Consider the following 15,876-nt stretch of genomic DNA (forward strand, 5'->3'; position numbering starts at 1 on the left):
TCCCACGCGTTACTCACCCGTCTGCCACTGACGTATTGCTACGCCCGTTCGACTTGCATGTGTTAAGCCTGCCGCCAGCGTTCGCTCTGAGCCAGGATCAAACTCTCAAGTTGGACTTGAAACTTTAAACCGGCTGATCACAACGTATTGACGAGGTCCCACCATACTAAATCGACCAAACCGAAGTTCAGCCAATCTGCTGTCCGCGCTTCACAGCGCTAACAACGATGGTGTTAACCTTTGTTCAAAACGTGTACCGCCGAAGTCTTTCGTCCGGCCCCGCCTCAAGAAGCCGAAGCTTCCATCGAACGAGACCCGCAAGGACTCCGCCGCCCACGTTTCTCTTTCTTCAATTTAACTTGTCAAACAGCCCAACGCCGAAGCGTCACTCTCCCCGAGAGGGAGAAAATCTTGTCACTCAATCACCCGACAACAGATCAGCAGCCGACACCTATCGGCTACTGAAACACTCTTCGCGGTGATGAGCTTCCGAGACACGAACAACCGTCCGGGCTGGTAGGCCCCGGCGCCGCTGCGCTCAGTGGCCGGGTTATAGGCCCCCTCACCCGAAACTGTCAACGCCATTCGTCAGAAAATCGTCACGTGCTGTGGAGGAGGCCTCAGGGCCCAAAAAGCGTAGGTTTTACAGGGGTGACGCCGTACAAGAGCCACATTCCTCCGACGTTCTGAGCATGCCTTGTGCAAAGATTCTGCGTCGCCCCTGAAACTTTTTAGGGGTGGTCGAACCGGATCTGGGCCCAACGGTCTCTCGAAAGAACGAGCTGCGTCATCGCAGTGCGCTTTTGGGCCAAAGAGAACACAGCGAAAGAGTTTGCAGCATTGACGTTCGTCCATTCGGCCAGCATTTTGGCGCGCACTGTTCGACCGTCGATGCGATGTGCTTGGGGAAGACTCTTCGCATGATGCTGGGAATTCGGGGGATGTCGGCTTGAATCACGGACTGTCACGCGGCGGCGCCTATAATCGTGAGACCGGGATGATTGATCTCGGCCACGAGCCGCCGCTATCCGTTGATGGCTCCGAAGCCGCGGTCATCGATCGTCGCCGCGTCTCGGTACAATGGTTCAGTGGTACTATCCTCACAGGTCTCTGCGGCGCGGCTCTGATCGGCGGCGCCGTTTTTGCGTCGCTTGACGGCGAGATGACCTTTGCCAAGGTACCGGAGCGTGTCGAAGGCGCGCTACGCGGCGCCTTCAGTGCCACCGACAAACAAGCCAGCCTGCATAAGTCTGACCGCCTGCCGCCGCCGAGCGACTCTTCCGCCGCGCGCCAGGTACTCAAAGTCTCCACCGTCACCCGCGTCGGCAATCGCGACGTCATGCGCGTGCGGCCCTTCATCCGGATTTCCGGCAATCTGGCGATGGCGACCAGCGATCTCAGCGCCAAGATCCCGCCCTTCAATGCACAGCGCCTGCTGACCGATGTCGGCAGCCCCGCCCCGAACAGCGACGACGCCGCGGTCAATCCGAATGCCGTCGAGCCGGATGCCGAAGTCTCCTTCGTCACCCGCGATCTCGGTCAGGTACTGCCGAAAGCCAAGATCGGCGCCAGTGTTGCAATCGATGAAGTCCTGATGCGCGTGCGCGACGCCTCCAACTGGCGCGGCAATACCGGCGTTCGCTACACGACGGTCGCCAGCGCCACCGGCGATATCGGCGGCCAGCCCGACATGAAGATGGCCTATGCCGCCGAAGGGACCACAGCCGATCCTTATGCCGGCTTCGAAACCCGTATCGTGCCGGAAAACGTCACGCTGCTGGCCAAGACCAAGGATCAGGCGACCGGCGGCAACCCGAATGGCGAGCGTATCCATATCGTCAAGAAGGGCGACACCATCCTGACCATCCTGCGCGACCAGGGCGCGATGCCCGAGGAAGCCAAGGCGATTGCCACTACGCTGGGTGCCCGCGGCCGCGACGGCGGACTGAAGGAAGGCCAGAAAGTTCGAATCTTGATGTCGCCGGCCGGACCTGGCCAGCGCTTACAGCCGTATCGCGTGATCGTCGCCAACGACTCCACTATCGAAGCTGTCGCCGCTCTCTCCGATCTCGGCAAATACGTCGCCGTCGACGTCTCCAGCATGAACACCGTCGCCGAAGCGCCAAGCGCATCGGATGATGACGAGGAGGATGACGGCACCGGCGTGCGGCTCTATCAGAGCATTTACGAGACGGCACTGCGCAACAAGGTCCCGGCTACTGTCATCGAGGACATGATCCGGATCTACTCCTACGACGTGGATTTCCAGCGCAAAGTACAGCCCGGCGACTCGTTCGACGTGTTCTTTGCCGGCGAAGACGAAGGCGCCACCATCACCGAAAAGACCGAAGTGTTGTTCGCTTCGCTTACGGTGGGCGGCGAAACCAAAAAATACTATCGCTTCCTGACCACCGACGACTCGGTCGTCGACTACTATGACGAGACCGGCAAGAGCGCGAAGAAGTTTCTGGTCCGCAAACCCGTCAATAACGCCATCATGCGTTCGGGCTTCGGCGGACGCCGCCACCCGATCCTCGGCTACACCAAGATGCATACCGGCGTGGACTGGTCGACGCCCTACGGCACTCCGATTTTCGCATCCGGCAACGGCGTGATCGAAAAAGCAGCCTGGGAAGGCGGCTACGGCAAATATATCCGCATCAAGCACAACAACGGCTACGAGACCGCCTACGGCCATATGTCGGCCTTTGCCAAGGGCATGGAGCCCGGCAAGCGCGTGCGGCAGGGTCAGGTCATCGGCTTCGTCGGCTCCACCGGCATGTCCACCGGCGCCCACGTTCACTACGAAATTCTGGTCAACGGCCGCTTCGTCGATCCTATGCGCGTGAAACTGCCACGCGGCCGCTCGCTCGAAGGGCCGATCATGGCCGGCTTCGAGAAGGAACGTGACCGGATCGACGCCCAGATGACCATGCGAGGCCCCGGCGCCCGCGTGTCCGACGCAGGCGTGACCGGCGCGGTGCCACCAGCACGGCCGACGACCAGCCGCTAAATTCGTATTTTTCGCCTTGTTCTGCGCGTCAGCCGCGTGGGCTAGGAGACGCTCGGGACAATAGCAAAAAGGACGCTGAGGTCCGGCGATCAATCCGCAGCGAGCTCTGCAGACCCGATCAGGTGAACGCCCGGCGAGCCGGTCACGGCTGCCTCGATCAATGCGTCTGCGATCTTGTCGGCGGGGCTGATCCGATAACTGCGCGGCAGAACCGGACCCAGCACACCGAGCACCGCCGCCGCGACGTGCTCGCCCAGCCGGAATTCGTCGCGATCACCGCCGATCAGGCCTGGCCGCACAATCGTCAAAGACGGAAAGCCTATCGCCTTCAGCGCTTCCTCCACTTCGCCTTTGGTACGCGGATAAAGCAGCTTTGAGCGCGCATTGGCACCCACCGACGAATTGAGTGCGAAACGGCTAGCGCCGTGCTTGCGCGCCAGTCGCGCGACTGCGAGCGGGTAATCATGATCCACAACGCGAAACGCTTGATCCGAGCCCGCCTTGGCGCGCGTTGTGCCGAGTGCACAGATCACACCATCGACATCCCACCAGTCGGCCCCGGCTGGTAACCGGCCGAAATCGACCAGCGGGTTGTCGAGCTTCGCATGTGCCGCGAGCGGCCGACGCGTCGGCGCAACGATGCGCGTGATCCGACTGTAGGCGAGCGCTTTGGCGATGACATGGTGGCCGACAAGGCCGGTGGCGCCGACCACGAGGATGCGGGTCATGATCTTCTCCGACGTGGAAACGGCCTGAACCGCGAGATTCAGGCCGTTTCGTTGCGTTTAAACCCGTGCCGTCAGTTCAGCTGCCGCTTCGGCACCGGCGCCTCGAACTCGGCGATCTCCGCGGTCCGGGCCGGCTTGCCGTTGAAGGTCAGGACGTTGCCGGCGGCGCTTATGTCGACATGGTCACCGTCCTTGACGTCGCCGGCGAGGATCATCTCGGCCAGCGGATCCTGGACGTTGCGCTGGATCACACGCTTGAGGGGACGGGCGCCGTAGGCGGGATCCCAGCCCTTGTCGGCGAGCCAGTCGCGGGCTTCGTCCTCCAGCACCAGCGTGATCTTGCGATCTTCCAGCAGCTTGGTGAGCCGCGCAAACTGGATCTCGACGATCCGGCCCATCTCGCTCTTCTGCAAGCGATGGAACAGGATGATCTCGTCGACACGATTCAGGAATTCCGGCCGGAAATGGGCGCGGACATTGCCCATCACCAAGTCGCGCACCGCGGACGTATCCTCGCCCTCCGGCTGATTGACCAGGAATTCGGAGCCGAGATTCGACGTCATGATGATCAGCGTGTTGCGGAAATCGACAGTGCGGCCCTGGCCATCGGTCAGGCGGCCGTCGTCGAGCACCTGCAGCAGCACGTTGAACACGTCCGGATGCGCCTTCTCGACCTCGTCGAACAGCACGACCTGATAGGGCCGCCGCCGCACAGCTTCGGTGAGCGCGCCGCCCTCGTCATAGCCGACATAGCCCGGCGGCGCGCCGATCAGGCGTGAGACCGAGTGCTTCTCCATATATTCGGACATGTCGAGACGCACCATCGCGGTGTCATCGTCAAACAGATAGGACGCCAACGCCTTGGTCAGCTCGGTCTTGCCGACGCCGGTGGGGCCGAGGAACATGAACGAGCCGATCGGCCGGTTCGGATCCTGCAAGCCCGCGCGTGAACGACGGACGGCAGTTGCCACCGCACGCACGGCTTCGGCCTGGCCGACGACGCGCTCGCCGAGGCTGAGCTCCATCCGCAACAGCTTGTCCTTCTCGCCTTCGAGCATCTTGTCGACCGGCACGCCGGTCCAGCGCGAGACCACCTGCGCGATGTGATTGGCGGTGACCGCCTCTTCCATCATCTCGGAATTCTCGTTGGCTTCGATATCGGCCAGACGCTTTTCAAGGTCGGGAATCCGGCCATAGGCCAGCTCACCGGCGCGCTGATATTCGCCGCGGCGCTGTGCTTCGGCCAGTTCGAGGCGCAAGCCATCGAGCTCGCTCTTGAGCTTCTGCGCATTCGACAGCTTGTTCTTCTCGGCCGACCAGCGCTGGGTGAGCGCTGCCGATTTCTCTTCGAGCTCGGCGAGTTCCTTCTTGAGCGTTTCGAGCCTGCTCTTCGAGCCTGCATCGGTTTCCTTGCCAAGCGCCTCCTGCTCGATCTTGAGCCGGATGATCTCGCGGTCCATCGAATCGAGTTCTTCAGGCTTGGAGTCGACTTGCATCTTCAACCGTGCCGAAGCCTCGTCCATCAGGTCGATGGCTTTATCCGGCAGGAAGCGATCGGTGATGTAGCGGTTCGACAGCGTGACGGCAGCGACCAGTGCGCTATCCGTGATGCGGACACCGTGATGCTGTTCGTATTTGTCCTTGAGGCCGCGCAGGATCGAGACGGTGTCTTCCACAGTCGGCTCAGCCACGAAGATCGGCTGGAAGCGCCGCGCCAGCGCCGCGTCCTTCTCCACATGCTTGCGATATTCGTCGAGCGTGGTGGCGCCGATGCAATGCAATTCGCCGCGGGCGAGCGCAGGCTTCAACAGGTTCGACGCGTCCATCGCGCCATCGCCCTTGCCGGCGCCGATCAGCTGATGCATTTCGTCGATGAACAGGATGATGCCGCCTTCTGCCGAGGTGACCTCGCCCAGCACCGCCTTCAGCCGCTCCTCGAACTCGCCGCGATATTTCGCGCCGGCGATGAGCGCACCCAGATCGAGCGACAGCAGGCTCTTGTCCTTCAGGCTCTCCGGCACGTCTCCATTGAGAATGCGCAGCGCGAGACCTTCGACGATGGCGGTCTTGCCGACGCCGGGTTCGCCGATCAGCACGGGATTGTTCTTGGTTCGCCGCGACAATACCTGAATCGTGCGGCGGATTTCCTCGTCGCGGCCAATCACCGGGTCGAGCTTGCCATCACGCGCAGCCTGGGTCAGGTCGCGGGCATATTTCTTCAACGCGTCATAAGCGTTTTCGGCCGTGGCGGAATCCGCCGTGCGGCCCTTGCGCAGCGCATTGATCGCCGCGTTGAGATTTTGCGGCGTGACGCCGCCCTTGTTGAGCAGGCTGCCGGCCTCCGAATCCTTGTCGAGCGCCAGCGCAAGCAGCAGCCGCTCCACGGTGACGAAACTGTCGCCGGCTTTTTCGGCGGCCTTTTCGGCGGCATCGAAAGCGCGCGCGGTCGCCGGCGCCAGATAGACCTGCCCGGCCCCTGCGCCCGAGACCTTGGGTATCTTGCCCAGCTCGGTTTCCGTCGCCTTCAGGATGGCGCGGGAGTTGCCGCCGGCGCGGTCGATCAGGCCACCGGCCAGACCTTCGCTATCGTCCAGCAGAACTTTCAGAATGTGCAGCGGCGAGAATTGCTGATGGCCCTCGCGCACGGCCAGTGACTGTGCCGACTGGATGAAGCCGCGCACCCGTTCGGTGTATTTCTCAATATTCATCGTGTGTTGTCCCTCGGCCTGCCCTGTCCGCCTCGAAAGCACGGATGGGGCATCTTCATTGGGTTTCCGCAGGCCGCATTGATGGTGGTCAACCGGCTGCGGTCGTCGCTGGCGTCAAAACCAGCTTGATGCAAATGTGGGCAGCCAGTTCCCGAAACGGAAGGGGTCCGCATAAAATTCCAATCGGCCAGGCGATGGCGCCGCGGGCCCAAATCTCTTAAGACCGGAACCATGCCAGAACAGTCTTACGCCAGCGTTGCCAGCATCTACCGCTATCCCGTGAAGGGCCTGACGCCCGAGCCTCTGGAACAAGTCACGCTGAAGCCCGGCCAGACCCTGCCGGCCGACCGGCGCTATGCCATAGAGAACGGCCCGATCGGGTTCGACCCGGCAGCACCGCAATATTTTCCCAAGACCCAGTTTCTGATGCTGATGCGCAACGAGCGCCTGGCGGCGCTGCGCAGCCACTACGACGACGCCAGCCATACACTGACGATCCGGCAGGATAATGTGGAGGCAGCGCGAGCCGATCTGCAGACGGCCGAAGGACGTGCGGAAATCGAAGCGTTCTTTGCTGCAAATTTTGCCGCTGAACTACGCGGACCACCCAGGGTGCTGTTCGCGGACGGCCATAGCTTTTCGGACGTGCCGCGCAAGGTGGTGTCGATCATCAACCTCGCCAGCGTCAAAGATCTCGAAAAAGCCGTCGGGCAGCCGGTGCATCCGCTGCGCTTTCGCGGCAACCTGCATGTAGCGGGCTGGCCGGCCTGGCATGAATTCGAGTTGATCGACCGGACGCTCGCCATCGGCAGCACCCGGCTCAAGGTGGTGAAGCGCATCGTCCGCTGTGCAGCGACCAATGTCGATCCGGATACGGCCGCGCGGGATCTGACGATTCCGAAAACGCTGCTGCAGACCTACGGTCACGCCGATTGTGGCGTCTATGCCGAAGTCATCACAGGCGGCACAATCGCAGCGGGCGATCGGATTGAGGTGGAAGCGTCGTAACGCGCGAAGGCGCTCCCTCGTCCTTTTCCCCTTGTGGGCAAAGCCGTGGTCGGCGCGTAGCCAAGCACTAACTCAGTAAACGGAGTACGCTTCAACAATCTGCGCGCTATGGCACGCCAAGTTTAACTGGTAACATGCTTCCATTGAAGATGGAGTGAAGCGGAGCAATGCGGAAGCTCATTCTGATCGCCGTCGGGGTATTTCTGGTGCTGCCCGCCGCGCTCTTCGCAGGTTCGATGGCCCTCTTCCTCCATTCGCTGTCCCGAGTAGACGATTACCCCGCATTCCTGTCGACGCTTCGGCACAACGGCCCGACAACCTACAGCAAAGCTCAACAAGACTTCGCGGATCTCATTTCGCGGAGCTTTCCGCCCGGCTCGAGCGCAGATCAAACTATCTCCACAATTTCAAACGGCGGATTCGAAATCGCCGTTGTTCGACCGGACTCAATGGGATTTCAGCCTAATACGACCGGCTTGATCTGGAACCGCCGTGCAGGTCCATGCACCGAGCAATACTCGATCAAGGTGTCTGAGGACGGCGCAGGACGGGTTAAAGACGTGTCTGGACAGATGCGGCCGATCTGCCTGTAGCCGGAACGACGCTCCCTTTCCTTCTCCCTTGCGGGAGAAGGTGGCACGGCCGAAGGCCGTGACGGATCAGGGGGACAGCTAGGCTCGGGTTTGTGGCTACCCCTCACCCGTCCGCGCTTCACGCGCCCCCCCCACAAGGGGGAGGGAAGTAAGAATCTTCAGCTCGTCGGCATCACGTAGGCGTAAACGCGACCACGCGAATACACCGACTCGGCGACGCGGTTGCCGTGATTGCCGGAGACAATGATCGGGTTGCCCTTGGCATCGACGCCGGAGACGACACCGACATGACCGCCGCGACGACCGCGCGACATCACGGCGATGGCGCCGACCTGCGGACCGGAGATGCGCTGGCCATAGCTCGAGAACGAGCGCGCCATATCAGACCCGGTGCCTTGATGGCCGGTGCGCTTCAATACGAGGTTCATAAACGCTGCGCACCACAAACGACCGCGGGCCGTCGGATTGCCGCGGCCGATGAAGCTGCGCGCTGCATCGACGATGCCTGAACCGCCGAAGCCGCCGGAAGGCTGGTTCATGCTTGCATTGGCGTTATTGAAATTTGTGGAGTCGCCGAATGAAGGCGCCTGCTGTTCGACTCGGGCACTGCGCCGTGCATACCGTGCGCGATGCCGGACGTGATGACGCGTGCTGTGTGTGTACTTGCCGACGTGGTGCGAATGACGCGAAGCGCCGTGATGAGGACGTGCCGACGCGGGAGAGACTGACGCGAGAACTGCCGCCGAACACACCGCAAGAGCCGAGATGCGAAGTGCACGGCGATACGCAAAGAACTGAACCATACCGAATTTTTCCTCTTAACACCCCCGAACCCCATCGGCCCAAATACGCGGGCCAACAATCGGGACGGGCGTGGTAACGAAGTTGGTATGGCGATAACAAGACCTAGAACGGTTCAAGTGACGATTTTTTAACGGCGACATCGGAGTGAATCGCTTCAACTTCAACGGACGCCATACGTATAGACATAGCAGCCACCCATTCGACAGAATGCGCGCTTATATTACCTATTACAATTAGCTTTTACGCACATCTTTGGCGTGTATCGCAGGCCGACACACGGCGCGAAAAGCCGCATCAAATGCGGTACTTCTGTTTCCATCAGGCAGAAATCTACACGCGATCAGGGTTGCGCCGATTTACTCGCGCGGCTCAGCAGGAAAACGCCCTGCTCCCCGAACATGTTCCAGAACCACCACGGCGCATTGAGGCGCAGCGGACGACCATAGAGATCGAGCGCAACGGCGCGCTCCATCTTCACGTTGATCTCGTCGCACAGCTGCACGAAGTCCTTGATGGTGCAGAAGTGAATGTTCGGCGTGTCGTACCACGTCGCCGGCAGATTCTCCGTACGTGGCATGCGGCCGCCGACAAGCAACTGCACGCGCATTTTCCAGAAGCCGAAATTCGGAAACGACACGATCGCGCTGCGGCCGATGCGCAGCAGATTTTCCAGCACGACGCGCGGCTGCCGCGTCGCCTGCAGCGTCTGCGACAGGATCACGTAGTCGAACGCATCGTCGGGATAGTTGATCAAGTCCGTATCGGCGTCGCCCTGCACCACTGCGAGGCCTTTGCCGACACAGCGGTTGACGCCCTCGCGCGACAATTCGATGCCGCGGCCGTCAATGCCGCGGCTTTCCAGCAATTGCAGCAGATCGCCATCGCCGCAGCCCACGTCGAGCACCTTCGAGCCCGGCTTGATCATCTCCGCGACCAGGAGGTGATCGCCGCGATAGTCCTGCGTGCCGCGCGGCGCCGGCGTCGCCACCGCAGAATTCAGCGGCAAGGCTTGTTGTGGAAACGCCATCTCTATGTCCCCGTAACAGGCAGGCCGCGCACGGAGGCTGCGGAGTTCAGAAATGCACCGGCGATATCGAGGAACTCGGGCACGTCGAGCAGGAAGGCATCATGACCCTTGTCGGTTTCGATCTCCGCAAAGGACACGCGGACGCCGCCGGCATTCAGCGCGTGCACGACGTCGCGCGATTCTGCCGTCGGGAACAGCCAGTCTGATGTGAACGACATCAGACAAAAGCGCGTCTGCGTATCGCGAAACGCTTCCGCAAGCTTGCCGTTGTGGTCGGCTGCGATATCGAAATAGTCCATCGCACGCGTCAGATAGAGATAGGAGTTGGCATCGAAGCGCTCGACAAAGGACGAGCCCTGATAGCGCAGATAGCTCTCGACCTGGAAATCAGCATCGAAGGAGAATGTCGGCAACTCCCTGTCCTGCATGCGGCGGCCGAACTTGCGGTGTAGAGCGGCATCCGACAGATAGGTGATATGCGCGGCCATCCGCGCGACGCCGAGGCCGCGATGCGGATGTGTGCCTTCCTCGAAGTAGCGCCCGCCCCGCCAATCGGGATCGGCCATCACGGCCTGACGGCCCAACTCGTGGAAGGCGATGTTCTGCGCCGAATGCCGCGTACTGCAGGCGACCGCTAGCGCGGAGAACACGCGCTCCGGATAGGCCGCGGTCCATTGCAGCGTCTGCATGCCGCCCATGGAACCGCCGACGACGCAAAACAACTGACCGATACCGAGACTGTCGATCAGCATCGCCTGCGCACGCACCATGTCGGGAATGGTGATGACCGGAAAATCCAGTCCCCATATCTTGCCGGTGGCGGGATTGGTCGAGGCCGGACCGGTCGAGCCCATGCAGCCGCCGAGCACATTCGAACAGATGATGAAGTAGCGTTCGGTATCGAGTGCCTTGCCGGGGCCGACCAGCGTCTGCCACCAGCCGGGCTTGCCGGTGATCGGATTGATATTGGCGACGTGCTGGTCGCCGGTCAAAGCGTGGCAGACCAGGATGGCATTGGATTTGTCGGCGTTGAGCGTTCCGTAGGTCTGATAGGCGATCTGGAACGGGGCGAGGTCGACGCCGCAATCGAGCCGCAGCGGCTGATCCATGCCAAAACCCGCGACCAGCGAGGTCGGATGATCGGCTTCATGTCCACGCTCATCGGGGCGGACAACCGGACTCTTCACCAGTTCGACATTTACCATCTTGATACCGGCCTCCTCAGGAGGTTCTCAAACCAAAACCGGAATCAGGCCATAAAAAACCCGGCCTGAACAAATAGCTCGGCCGGGATCAAACTGTCCCCGGCCTGTTTAGCGAGTTGTTTAACGTGGCTGCAAGCCGGCCGGCTCAAATGACCACGGAAGAGACCAGAAACTAGTCCCACACCCGCCTGTCGTCAATATGGGCATACCCCGGTCAAATTGCCCAACTGCCCTGCGGCCAGATCTTCCATGTTTTCTTTGCTTTCCGGCACCGTCTTACCTAATCAATGGCCGTGCCCGCCGGCTCCCCGGAGCCGGCCCGGCAAGCTCGACGGGACCTATCACGCCTCCCGTCCCGAAGGTTTTGAACATGTCGAAATTACCACCCGCCCCGCCCTCGCTGGACGAACTGCGCAAAGAGATCGACAGCATCGACGCGCAGGTTCACGCCCTGTTGATGCAGCGCGGCGACATCATCGACCGGCTGATTTCCGTGAAGCAGACCCAGGAGGTCGGCTCGGCCTTCCGACCGGCCCGCGAGGCCGACATGATGCGCCGTCTGGTGCAGCGCCATCGCGGCATCCTGCCGATCGACACCGTCGAGAGCATCTGGCGGGTGATCATCTCGACTTTCACTTACGTTCAGGCGCCGTTCTCGGTGCATGCGGATCTGTCGCTCGGCGAGAGCGCGATGCGGGATTCCGCGCGCTTTCATTTCGGCTTCACGGTGCCTTACGTCGCGCATTTCAGCGCCGCCGCAGCGGTCGAGGCCGTGGCCAAGTCCAAGGGCGATCTCGCGCTGGTCTCGGCGACGTCCAGCCGCACGCCGTGGTGGATCCCGCTGGAAGCCCTGGGCGCGCCGAAGATCATCGCACGCCTGCCGTTCATCGAACGCGCCGACCATCCGGCCGCATTGCCGGTATTCGTGGTGTCGCGCGTTGCCGACAGCGCCATGGTGACCGAGGTCGAGATGTGGAGCGTGCGGGTGTCCGGCTGGAATGCCGAGACCGCGCGTGCGCTGTCGCCACTGGCCGAAATCGTCGCCGTGCCGGATACCGCCTTTGACGGCGCGGCGCTGCTGATCTCGATCACGAGAGCCTCGAGCCTCGACAAGATCAAGTCGGCGCTGATCGAAGCCGGCGCCTCGGTGCGCTCCACGGCTCTCGTCGGCAGCCACGCAACCCGCTATACCGTGGCCGCCAGCGACGCACCGCGTTCGTAAGCCAATCTGACGTTCTGGAGTTGAAGATGTCCCGTCCTGTGCCGAAGCCCGGCATTCTCGATATCGCGCCCTACACCCCTGGCAAGAGCCCGGTGGTGGAGCCCGGCCGCAAGACCTACAAGCTGTCGGCCAACGAGACCCCGTTCGGTCCGTCGGCGCGCGCCAAGGACGCTTTCGCCACCGCTGTCGCGCATCTCGAGGATTATCCGGAAGGCACGTCGAAGGTGCTGCGCGAGGCGCTCGGCCACCGCTTCGGCCTCGATCCCGCGCAGATCATCTGCGGTGCCGGCTCCGACGAAATTCTCAACCTGATTGCGCATGTCTATCTCGGCCCCGGCGACGAGGCGATTTCGACGACGCACGGCTTTCTGGTCTACCCGATCGCTACCCAGGCGAACGGCGCCACCAATGTGGTCGCTCCGGAAACCAACTTCACCTGCAACGTCGATGCGATCCTGAAATGCGTCACGCCGCGCACCAAGCTGGTGTGGCTGGCGAACCCGAACAACCCGACTGGCACTTATCTGCCCTCCTCCGAGATCAAGCGCCTGCGCGCCGGCCTGCCGGAGCACGTGCTGCTGGTGCTCGACGCCGCGTATTGGGACTACGTGACCAAGGGCGACTACGACAACGGCCTGGAGCTGGCGAAGACCACCGAGAATACCGTCGCCACCTACACCTTCTCGAAGGTGCACGGCCTGGCCGCCTTGCGGATCGGCTGGATGTTCGGCCCTGCGCACATCGTCGATGCGATGAACCGGATTCGTGGGCCGTTCAACGTCTCGGCGCCGGCGATGATGGCCGCAGTGGGGGCGATCGAGGACACCGGCCATGTCGAGATGTCGCGCACATACACCGCCAAGTGGATCGGCATCCTGACCGAGGAAATCACCAAGCTCGGCATCGAGGTGACGCCGAGCGTGGCCAATTTCCTGCTGATGCATTTTCCGGCGACCGGCAAGACCGCAGCGGATGCCGATGCGTTCCTGACCAGGCGCGGGCTGGTGCTGCGCGCCGTGACCAATTACGGCCTGCCGAACTCGCTGCGCATGACCATCGGCACCGAGGAAGCCAACAGGCTGGTGATCGAGACGCTGCGTGAATTCATGGCATCGAATTCGGGGCAATGACGTGAGCGCCACGCCGCCCTTCAAACGTATCGCGCTGATCGGGCTTGGCCTGATCGGCTCGTCGCTGGCGCGCGGCATCCAGCAGCTCGGCCTTGCCGGTGAATTGGTTGCCACCGACAATTCGGCGGCCGTGCGTGCACGCGCCGTGGAAATCAAGCTCGCCGACCGCATCGCCGACGACAATGCCAGCGCCGTCAAGGATGCCGATCTGGTCATCGCCTGCGTGCCCGTCGGCGTGGCGGGCGACGTGGCGAAAAGCATCGCAGCGCATCTTTCGCCCGGCGCGATCGTGTCCGACGTCGGTTCGGTGAAAGCCTCCGTACTGCACGCGATGTCGGAATATCTGCCGGGCAATATCCACTTCATTCCCGCGCATCCGGTCGCCGGCACGGAAAACTCCGGTCCCGACTCCGGCTTCGCCGAACTGTTCAGCAATCGCTGGTGCATTCTGACGCCGCCCGAGGGCGCGGATCCCGCCGCCGTCGAGAAGCTCACCGGCTTCTGGGCTGCGCTCGGCGCCAATGTCGAGATCATGCAGGCCGCGCATCACGATCTGGTGCTCGCGGTCACCAGCCATCTGCCGCATCTGATCGCTTATACAATCGTAGGCACGGCCGACGAGCTCGAAGACGTCACGAGGTCGGAAGTGCTGAAGTTCTCCGCGGGCGGTTTCCGCGATTTCACCCGTATCGCAGCATCAGACCCGACCATGTGGCGCGACGTGTTTCTCGCCAACAAGGACGCGGTGCTGGAAATGCTCGGCACCTTCCAGGAAGACCTGTCGAAACTGACCCGTGCGATCCGCCGCGACGATGGCGATGCGCTGTTCGAGCACTTCACCCGGACGCGTGCGATCCGCCGCGGCATCGTGAGTATCGGTCAGGATGAAGCGGCACCGGACTTCGGGCGCAAACATCAGGCGCTGACGAAGAAGGATTGAGGCTCTTCTTCCCTTCTCCCCTTGCGGGAGAAGGTGGCGCGGACGAAGTCCGTGCCGGAAGAGGGGTGAGATGGAGCTCTGCTGCCCCTCTCCCGTCTCGAACCGCTTTGCGGTTCGATCCACCCTCTCCCGCGGCGCGCAGCTACGCTGCGCTGGGGGAGAGGGGAAGCGAGAAACTGGCCCTTAAAACAGCGGCGGGATCTGCGCCACGCGCAGCGGCCCGAGGAACACCGCGCCATCGACAAATTTCAGCGGGAACGACCGCGCCGCTTTGCCTTCCAAGACGGCCGCAGTCCCGATCGAATTGACGCCGGCGGCAAGGCCGCTGCCGGCATTCTTGCGCACGACATTGCCGAGACCGGGGATCGCGCGATCCAGCGCACCGAGGATGTTGTTGACGTCCTGCGATTTCACGCCGGGCGCAATGCGATCCAGCGCCTCCTGAGGCACGCCCATCTCGAGCAACTTGTCGATCCCCAGGGCGGCGATAGCCTTGTCCAGCCCCGCTACCGTCATCTGCAATTCGCCGTCGAGATTGCCCGCGGCGGTCAGACCGAGCGAGCCCGTCGCCAGCGAGATGATCTCGCCCTGCTGGACGCGCGACTGCACGATCTCGACGCGTCCACCTGCAGCCTGAAGCTCGCGGAAACGCTGCGGCCAGGGCTTGGGCGAGACATCCTTGAGTCCGCTGAGCAATGCGCGGATATCGGCATCGAACGGCGCTGCGAGGATCGGATGAACATCGGCAATGCTGCCGCTCCTGATCTGCAGGGCCGTCTCGATCACCGGCTTGTCCGGCGTGGAGTTTGCTGCCGTGCGGCCATGCAATTCGACCTGTTTGGCGCGTGCGGTCGGCGCCTGCACCGAGCCGGCGAAACGGTCGAGCGACACGTCGTCGAACACGATGTCGGCGCTGTCAGGCGTACCGGGCAGACCGGTGATGCTGCTGCGCGCCGAGCCCCAATTCATCACCATCGCCGGCTGACCGCGATCGGACAGGACGGCCGGCGCGGTGAATTCGGCGACCAGGAGCCGCGGCGTGTAAATCTGCGCAACCACGACGATCTCACCGAGCTTCGCGGTGATCGGCACCTGCGTCGCATTCTGGGTGGCCGTTTGCGAGGTCAGCGAAACACTGACACCGCTGCAGCGGACTTCGAGCCGGAACGGGAAGCCGGAGACCGAACGGTTGGCGCAATCATAGACGCGGCCAGCCGCGGCCTCGCGGGCGCGCCAGATATCGACGTTTTCGTCGACCTTGGACGCGGCATAGAACCAGAAGCCGCTCCACGCCGCCGCAAGGACGACGATGATGGCGGGCAGGATGAAAATCGGCCAGAGGCGGCGCTGGGTGGGCTGTGCATATTCGGACATGGCGGGACGTAGATCGCATGATTTTGTCAAATCGGCGATCCCTTTCATGGGGTTATCCTGCGGTCGCAGGGCCACATTGCAGGAAATCAAGATCGCCCGGGCCCAAGGTTTCTGCTAGGTCGGC

At 62.3% G+C, this 15,876-nt stretch carries 12 protein-coding genes, 1 rRNA gene and 1 riboswitch; of the genes, 6 read left to right on the forward strand and 7 right to left on the reverse strand.

What is annotated here, in order from left to right; translation table 11 throughout:
* A 16S ribosomal RNA gene (locus CHC01_RS27800) occupies positions 1-113 on the reverse strand; the annotation flags it as partial.
* Between the two features lie 836 nt (positions 114-949).
* On the opposite strand from CHC01_RS27800, the gene CHC01_RS27805 reads away from it, so the two are divergent.
* Positions 950-3,013 carry a M23 family metallopeptidase gene (locus CHC01_RS27805; protein ID WP_231079079.1) on the forward strand — a complete coding sequence of 688 codons (2,064 nt, stop codon included), beginning with the start codon at positions 950-952 and terminating at the stop codon, positions 3,011-3,013.
* Between the two features lie 89 nt (positions 3,014-3,102).
* On the opposite strand, the gene CHC01_RS27810 is transcribed toward CHC01_RS27805, so the two are convergent.
* The gene (locus CHC01_RS27810; RefSeq protein WP_089267601.1) at positions 3,103-3,741 is read right to left on the reverse strand and encodes an NAD-dependent epimerase/dehydratase family protein; all 639 of its coding nucleotides are present in this window, start codon (positions 3,739-3,741) and stop codon (positions 3,103-3,105) included.
* A gap of 71 nt (positions 3,742-3,812) precedes the next feature.
* The gene (gene clpB, locus CHC01_RS27815; RefSeq protein WP_089267602.1) at positions 3,813-6,449 is read right to left on the reverse strand and encodes an ATP-dependent chaperone ClpB; all 2,637 of its coding nucleotides are present in this window, start codon (positions 6,447-6,449) and stop codon (positions 3,813-3,815) included.
* Between the two features lie 231 nt (positions 6,450-6,680).
* On the opposite strand from clpB, the gene CHC01_RS27820 reads away from it, so the two are divergent.
* On the forward strand, positions 6,681-7,457 hold the full coding sequence (locus tag CHC01_RS27820; RefSeq protein WP_089267603.1) for an MOSC domain-containing protein: 777 nt from the start codon (positions 6,681-6,683) through the stop codon (positions 7,455-7,457).
* A gap of 167 nt (positions 7,458-7,624) precedes the next feature.
* On the forward strand, positions 7,625-8,050 hold the full coding sequence (locus CHC01_RS27825) for a hypothetical protein (RefSeq protein WP_089267604.1): 426 nt from the start codon (positions 7,625-7,627) through the stop codon (positions 8,048-8,050).
* Positions 8,051-8,208: 158 nt separating this feature from the next.
* On the opposite strand, the gene CHC01_RS27830 is transcribed toward CHC01_RS27825, so the two are convergent.
* From CHC01_RS27830 to metX, 3 genes are all read right to left on the reverse strand, one after another.
* Positions 8,209-8,853, reverse strand: coding sequence for a TIGR02594 family protein (locus CHC01_RS27830; RefSeq protein ID WP_068729161.1), 645 nt, complete (start codon positions 8,851-8,853; stop codon positions 8,209-8,211).
* A 341-nt stretch (positions 8,854-9,194) separates the two neighbouring features.
* Positions 9,195-9,881, reverse strand: a complete 687-nt coding sequence (metW, locus tag CHC01_RS27835; RefSeq protein WP_244558546.1) for a methionine biosynthesis protein MetW — start codon at positions 9,879-9,881, stop codon at positions 9,195-9,197.
* A gap of 2 nt (positions 9,882-9,883) precedes the next feature.
* Positions 9,884-11,086 (reverse strand): homoserine O-acetyltransferase MetX, encoded by a 1,203-nt coding sequence (gene metX / locus CHC01_RS27840; RefSeq protein ID WP_089267605.1) that lies wholly within the window; start codon positions 11,084-11,086, stop codon positions 9,884-9,886.
* A gap of 87 nt (positions 11,087-11,173) precedes the next feature.
* Positions 11,174-11,253, reverse strand: a riboswitch (SAM riboswitch).
* 203 nt (positions 11,254-11,456) lie between these two features.
* Between metX and CHC01_RS27845 the strand changes: the two genes are divergently transcribed.
* The 3 genes from CHC01_RS27845 to CHC01_RS27855 are packed head-to-tail and all read left to right on the forward strand — an operon-like array spanning position 11,457 to position 14,378.
* On the forward strand, positions 11,457-12,308 hold the full coding sequence (locus tag CHC01_RS27845) for a chorismate mutase (protein ID WP_089267606.1): 852 nt from the start codon (positions 11,457-11,459) through the stop codon (positions 12,306-12,308).
* Between the two features lie 26 nt (positions 12,309-12,334).
* Complete coding sequence (hisC, locus tag CHC01_RS27850; RefSeq protein WP_089267830.1) at positions 12,335-13,438, forward strand: histidinol-phosphate transaminase; 1,104 nt, start codon at positions 12,335-12,337, stop codon at positions 13,436-13,438.
* 1 nt (position 13,439) lies between these two features.
* Positions 13,440-14,378, forward strand: a complete 939-nt coding sequence (locus CHC01_RS27855) for a prephenate/arogenate dehydrogenase family protein (protein ID WP_089267607.1) — start codon at positions 13,440-13,442, stop codon at positions 14,376-14,378.
* A 183-nt stretch (positions 14,379-14,561) separates the two neighbouring features.
* On the opposite strand, the gene CHC01_RS27860 is transcribed toward CHC01_RS27855, so the two are convergent.
* Complete coding sequence (locus CHC01_RS27860) at positions 14,562-15,752, reverse strand: DUF2125 domain-containing protein (protein ID WP_089267608.1); 1,191 nt, start codon at positions 15,750-15,752, stop codon at positions 14,562-14,564.
* Positions 15,753-15,876 lie beyond the last annotated feature (124 nt).

It is taken from the genome of Tardiphaga sp. OK246 (assembly GCF_900188215.1).
GTDB classification, from domain to species: domain Bacteria; phylum Pseudomonadota; class Alphaproteobacteria; order Rhizobiales; family Xanthobacteraceae; genus Tardiphaga; species Tardiphaga robiniae.

Excerpts from the sequence above, each read along its gene's own strand:
- clpB (WP_089267602.1), bottom strand. The coding sequence starts at position 6,449 with ATGAATATTGAGAAATACACCGAACGGGTGCGCGGCTTCATCCAGTCG.
- CHC01_RS27830 (WP_068729161.1), bottom strand. The coding sequence starts at position 8,853 with ATGGTTCAGTTCTTTGCGTATCGCCGTGCACTTCGCATCTCGGCTCTT.
- metX (WP_089267605.1), bottom strand. The coding sequence starts at position 11,086 with ATGGTAAATGTCGAACTGGTGAAGAGTCCGGTTGTCCGCCCCGATGAG.
- hisC (WP_089267830.1), top strand. The coding sequence starts at position 12,335 with ATGTCCCGTCCTGTGCCGAAGCCCGGCATTCTCGATATCGCGCCCTAC.
- CHC01_RS27845 (WP_089267606.1), top strand. The coding sequence starts at position 11,457 with ATGTCGAAATTACCACCCGCCCCGCCCTCGCTGGACGAACTGCGCAAA.
- metW (WP_244558546.1), bottom strand. The coding sequence starts at position 9,881 with ATGGCGTTTCCACAACAAGCCTTGCCGCTGAATTCTGCGGTGGCGACG.
- CHC01_RS27820 (WP_089267603.1), top strand. The coding sequence starts at position 6,681 with ATGCCAGAACAGTCTTACGCCAGCGTTGCCAGCATCTACCGCTATCCC.
- CHC01_RS27810 (WP_089267601.1), bottom strand. The coding sequence starts at position 3,741 with ATGACCCGCATCCTCGTGGTCGGCGCCACCGGCCTTGTCGGCCACCAT.
- CHC01_RS27860 (WP_089267608.1), bottom strand. The coding sequence starts at position 15,752 with ATGTCCGAATATGCACAGCCCACCCAGCGCCGCCTCTGGCCGATTTTC.
- CHC01_RS27825 (WP_089267604.1), top strand. The coding sequence starts at position 7,625 with ATGCGGAAGCTCATTCTGATCGCCGTCGGGGTATTTCTGGTGCTGCCC.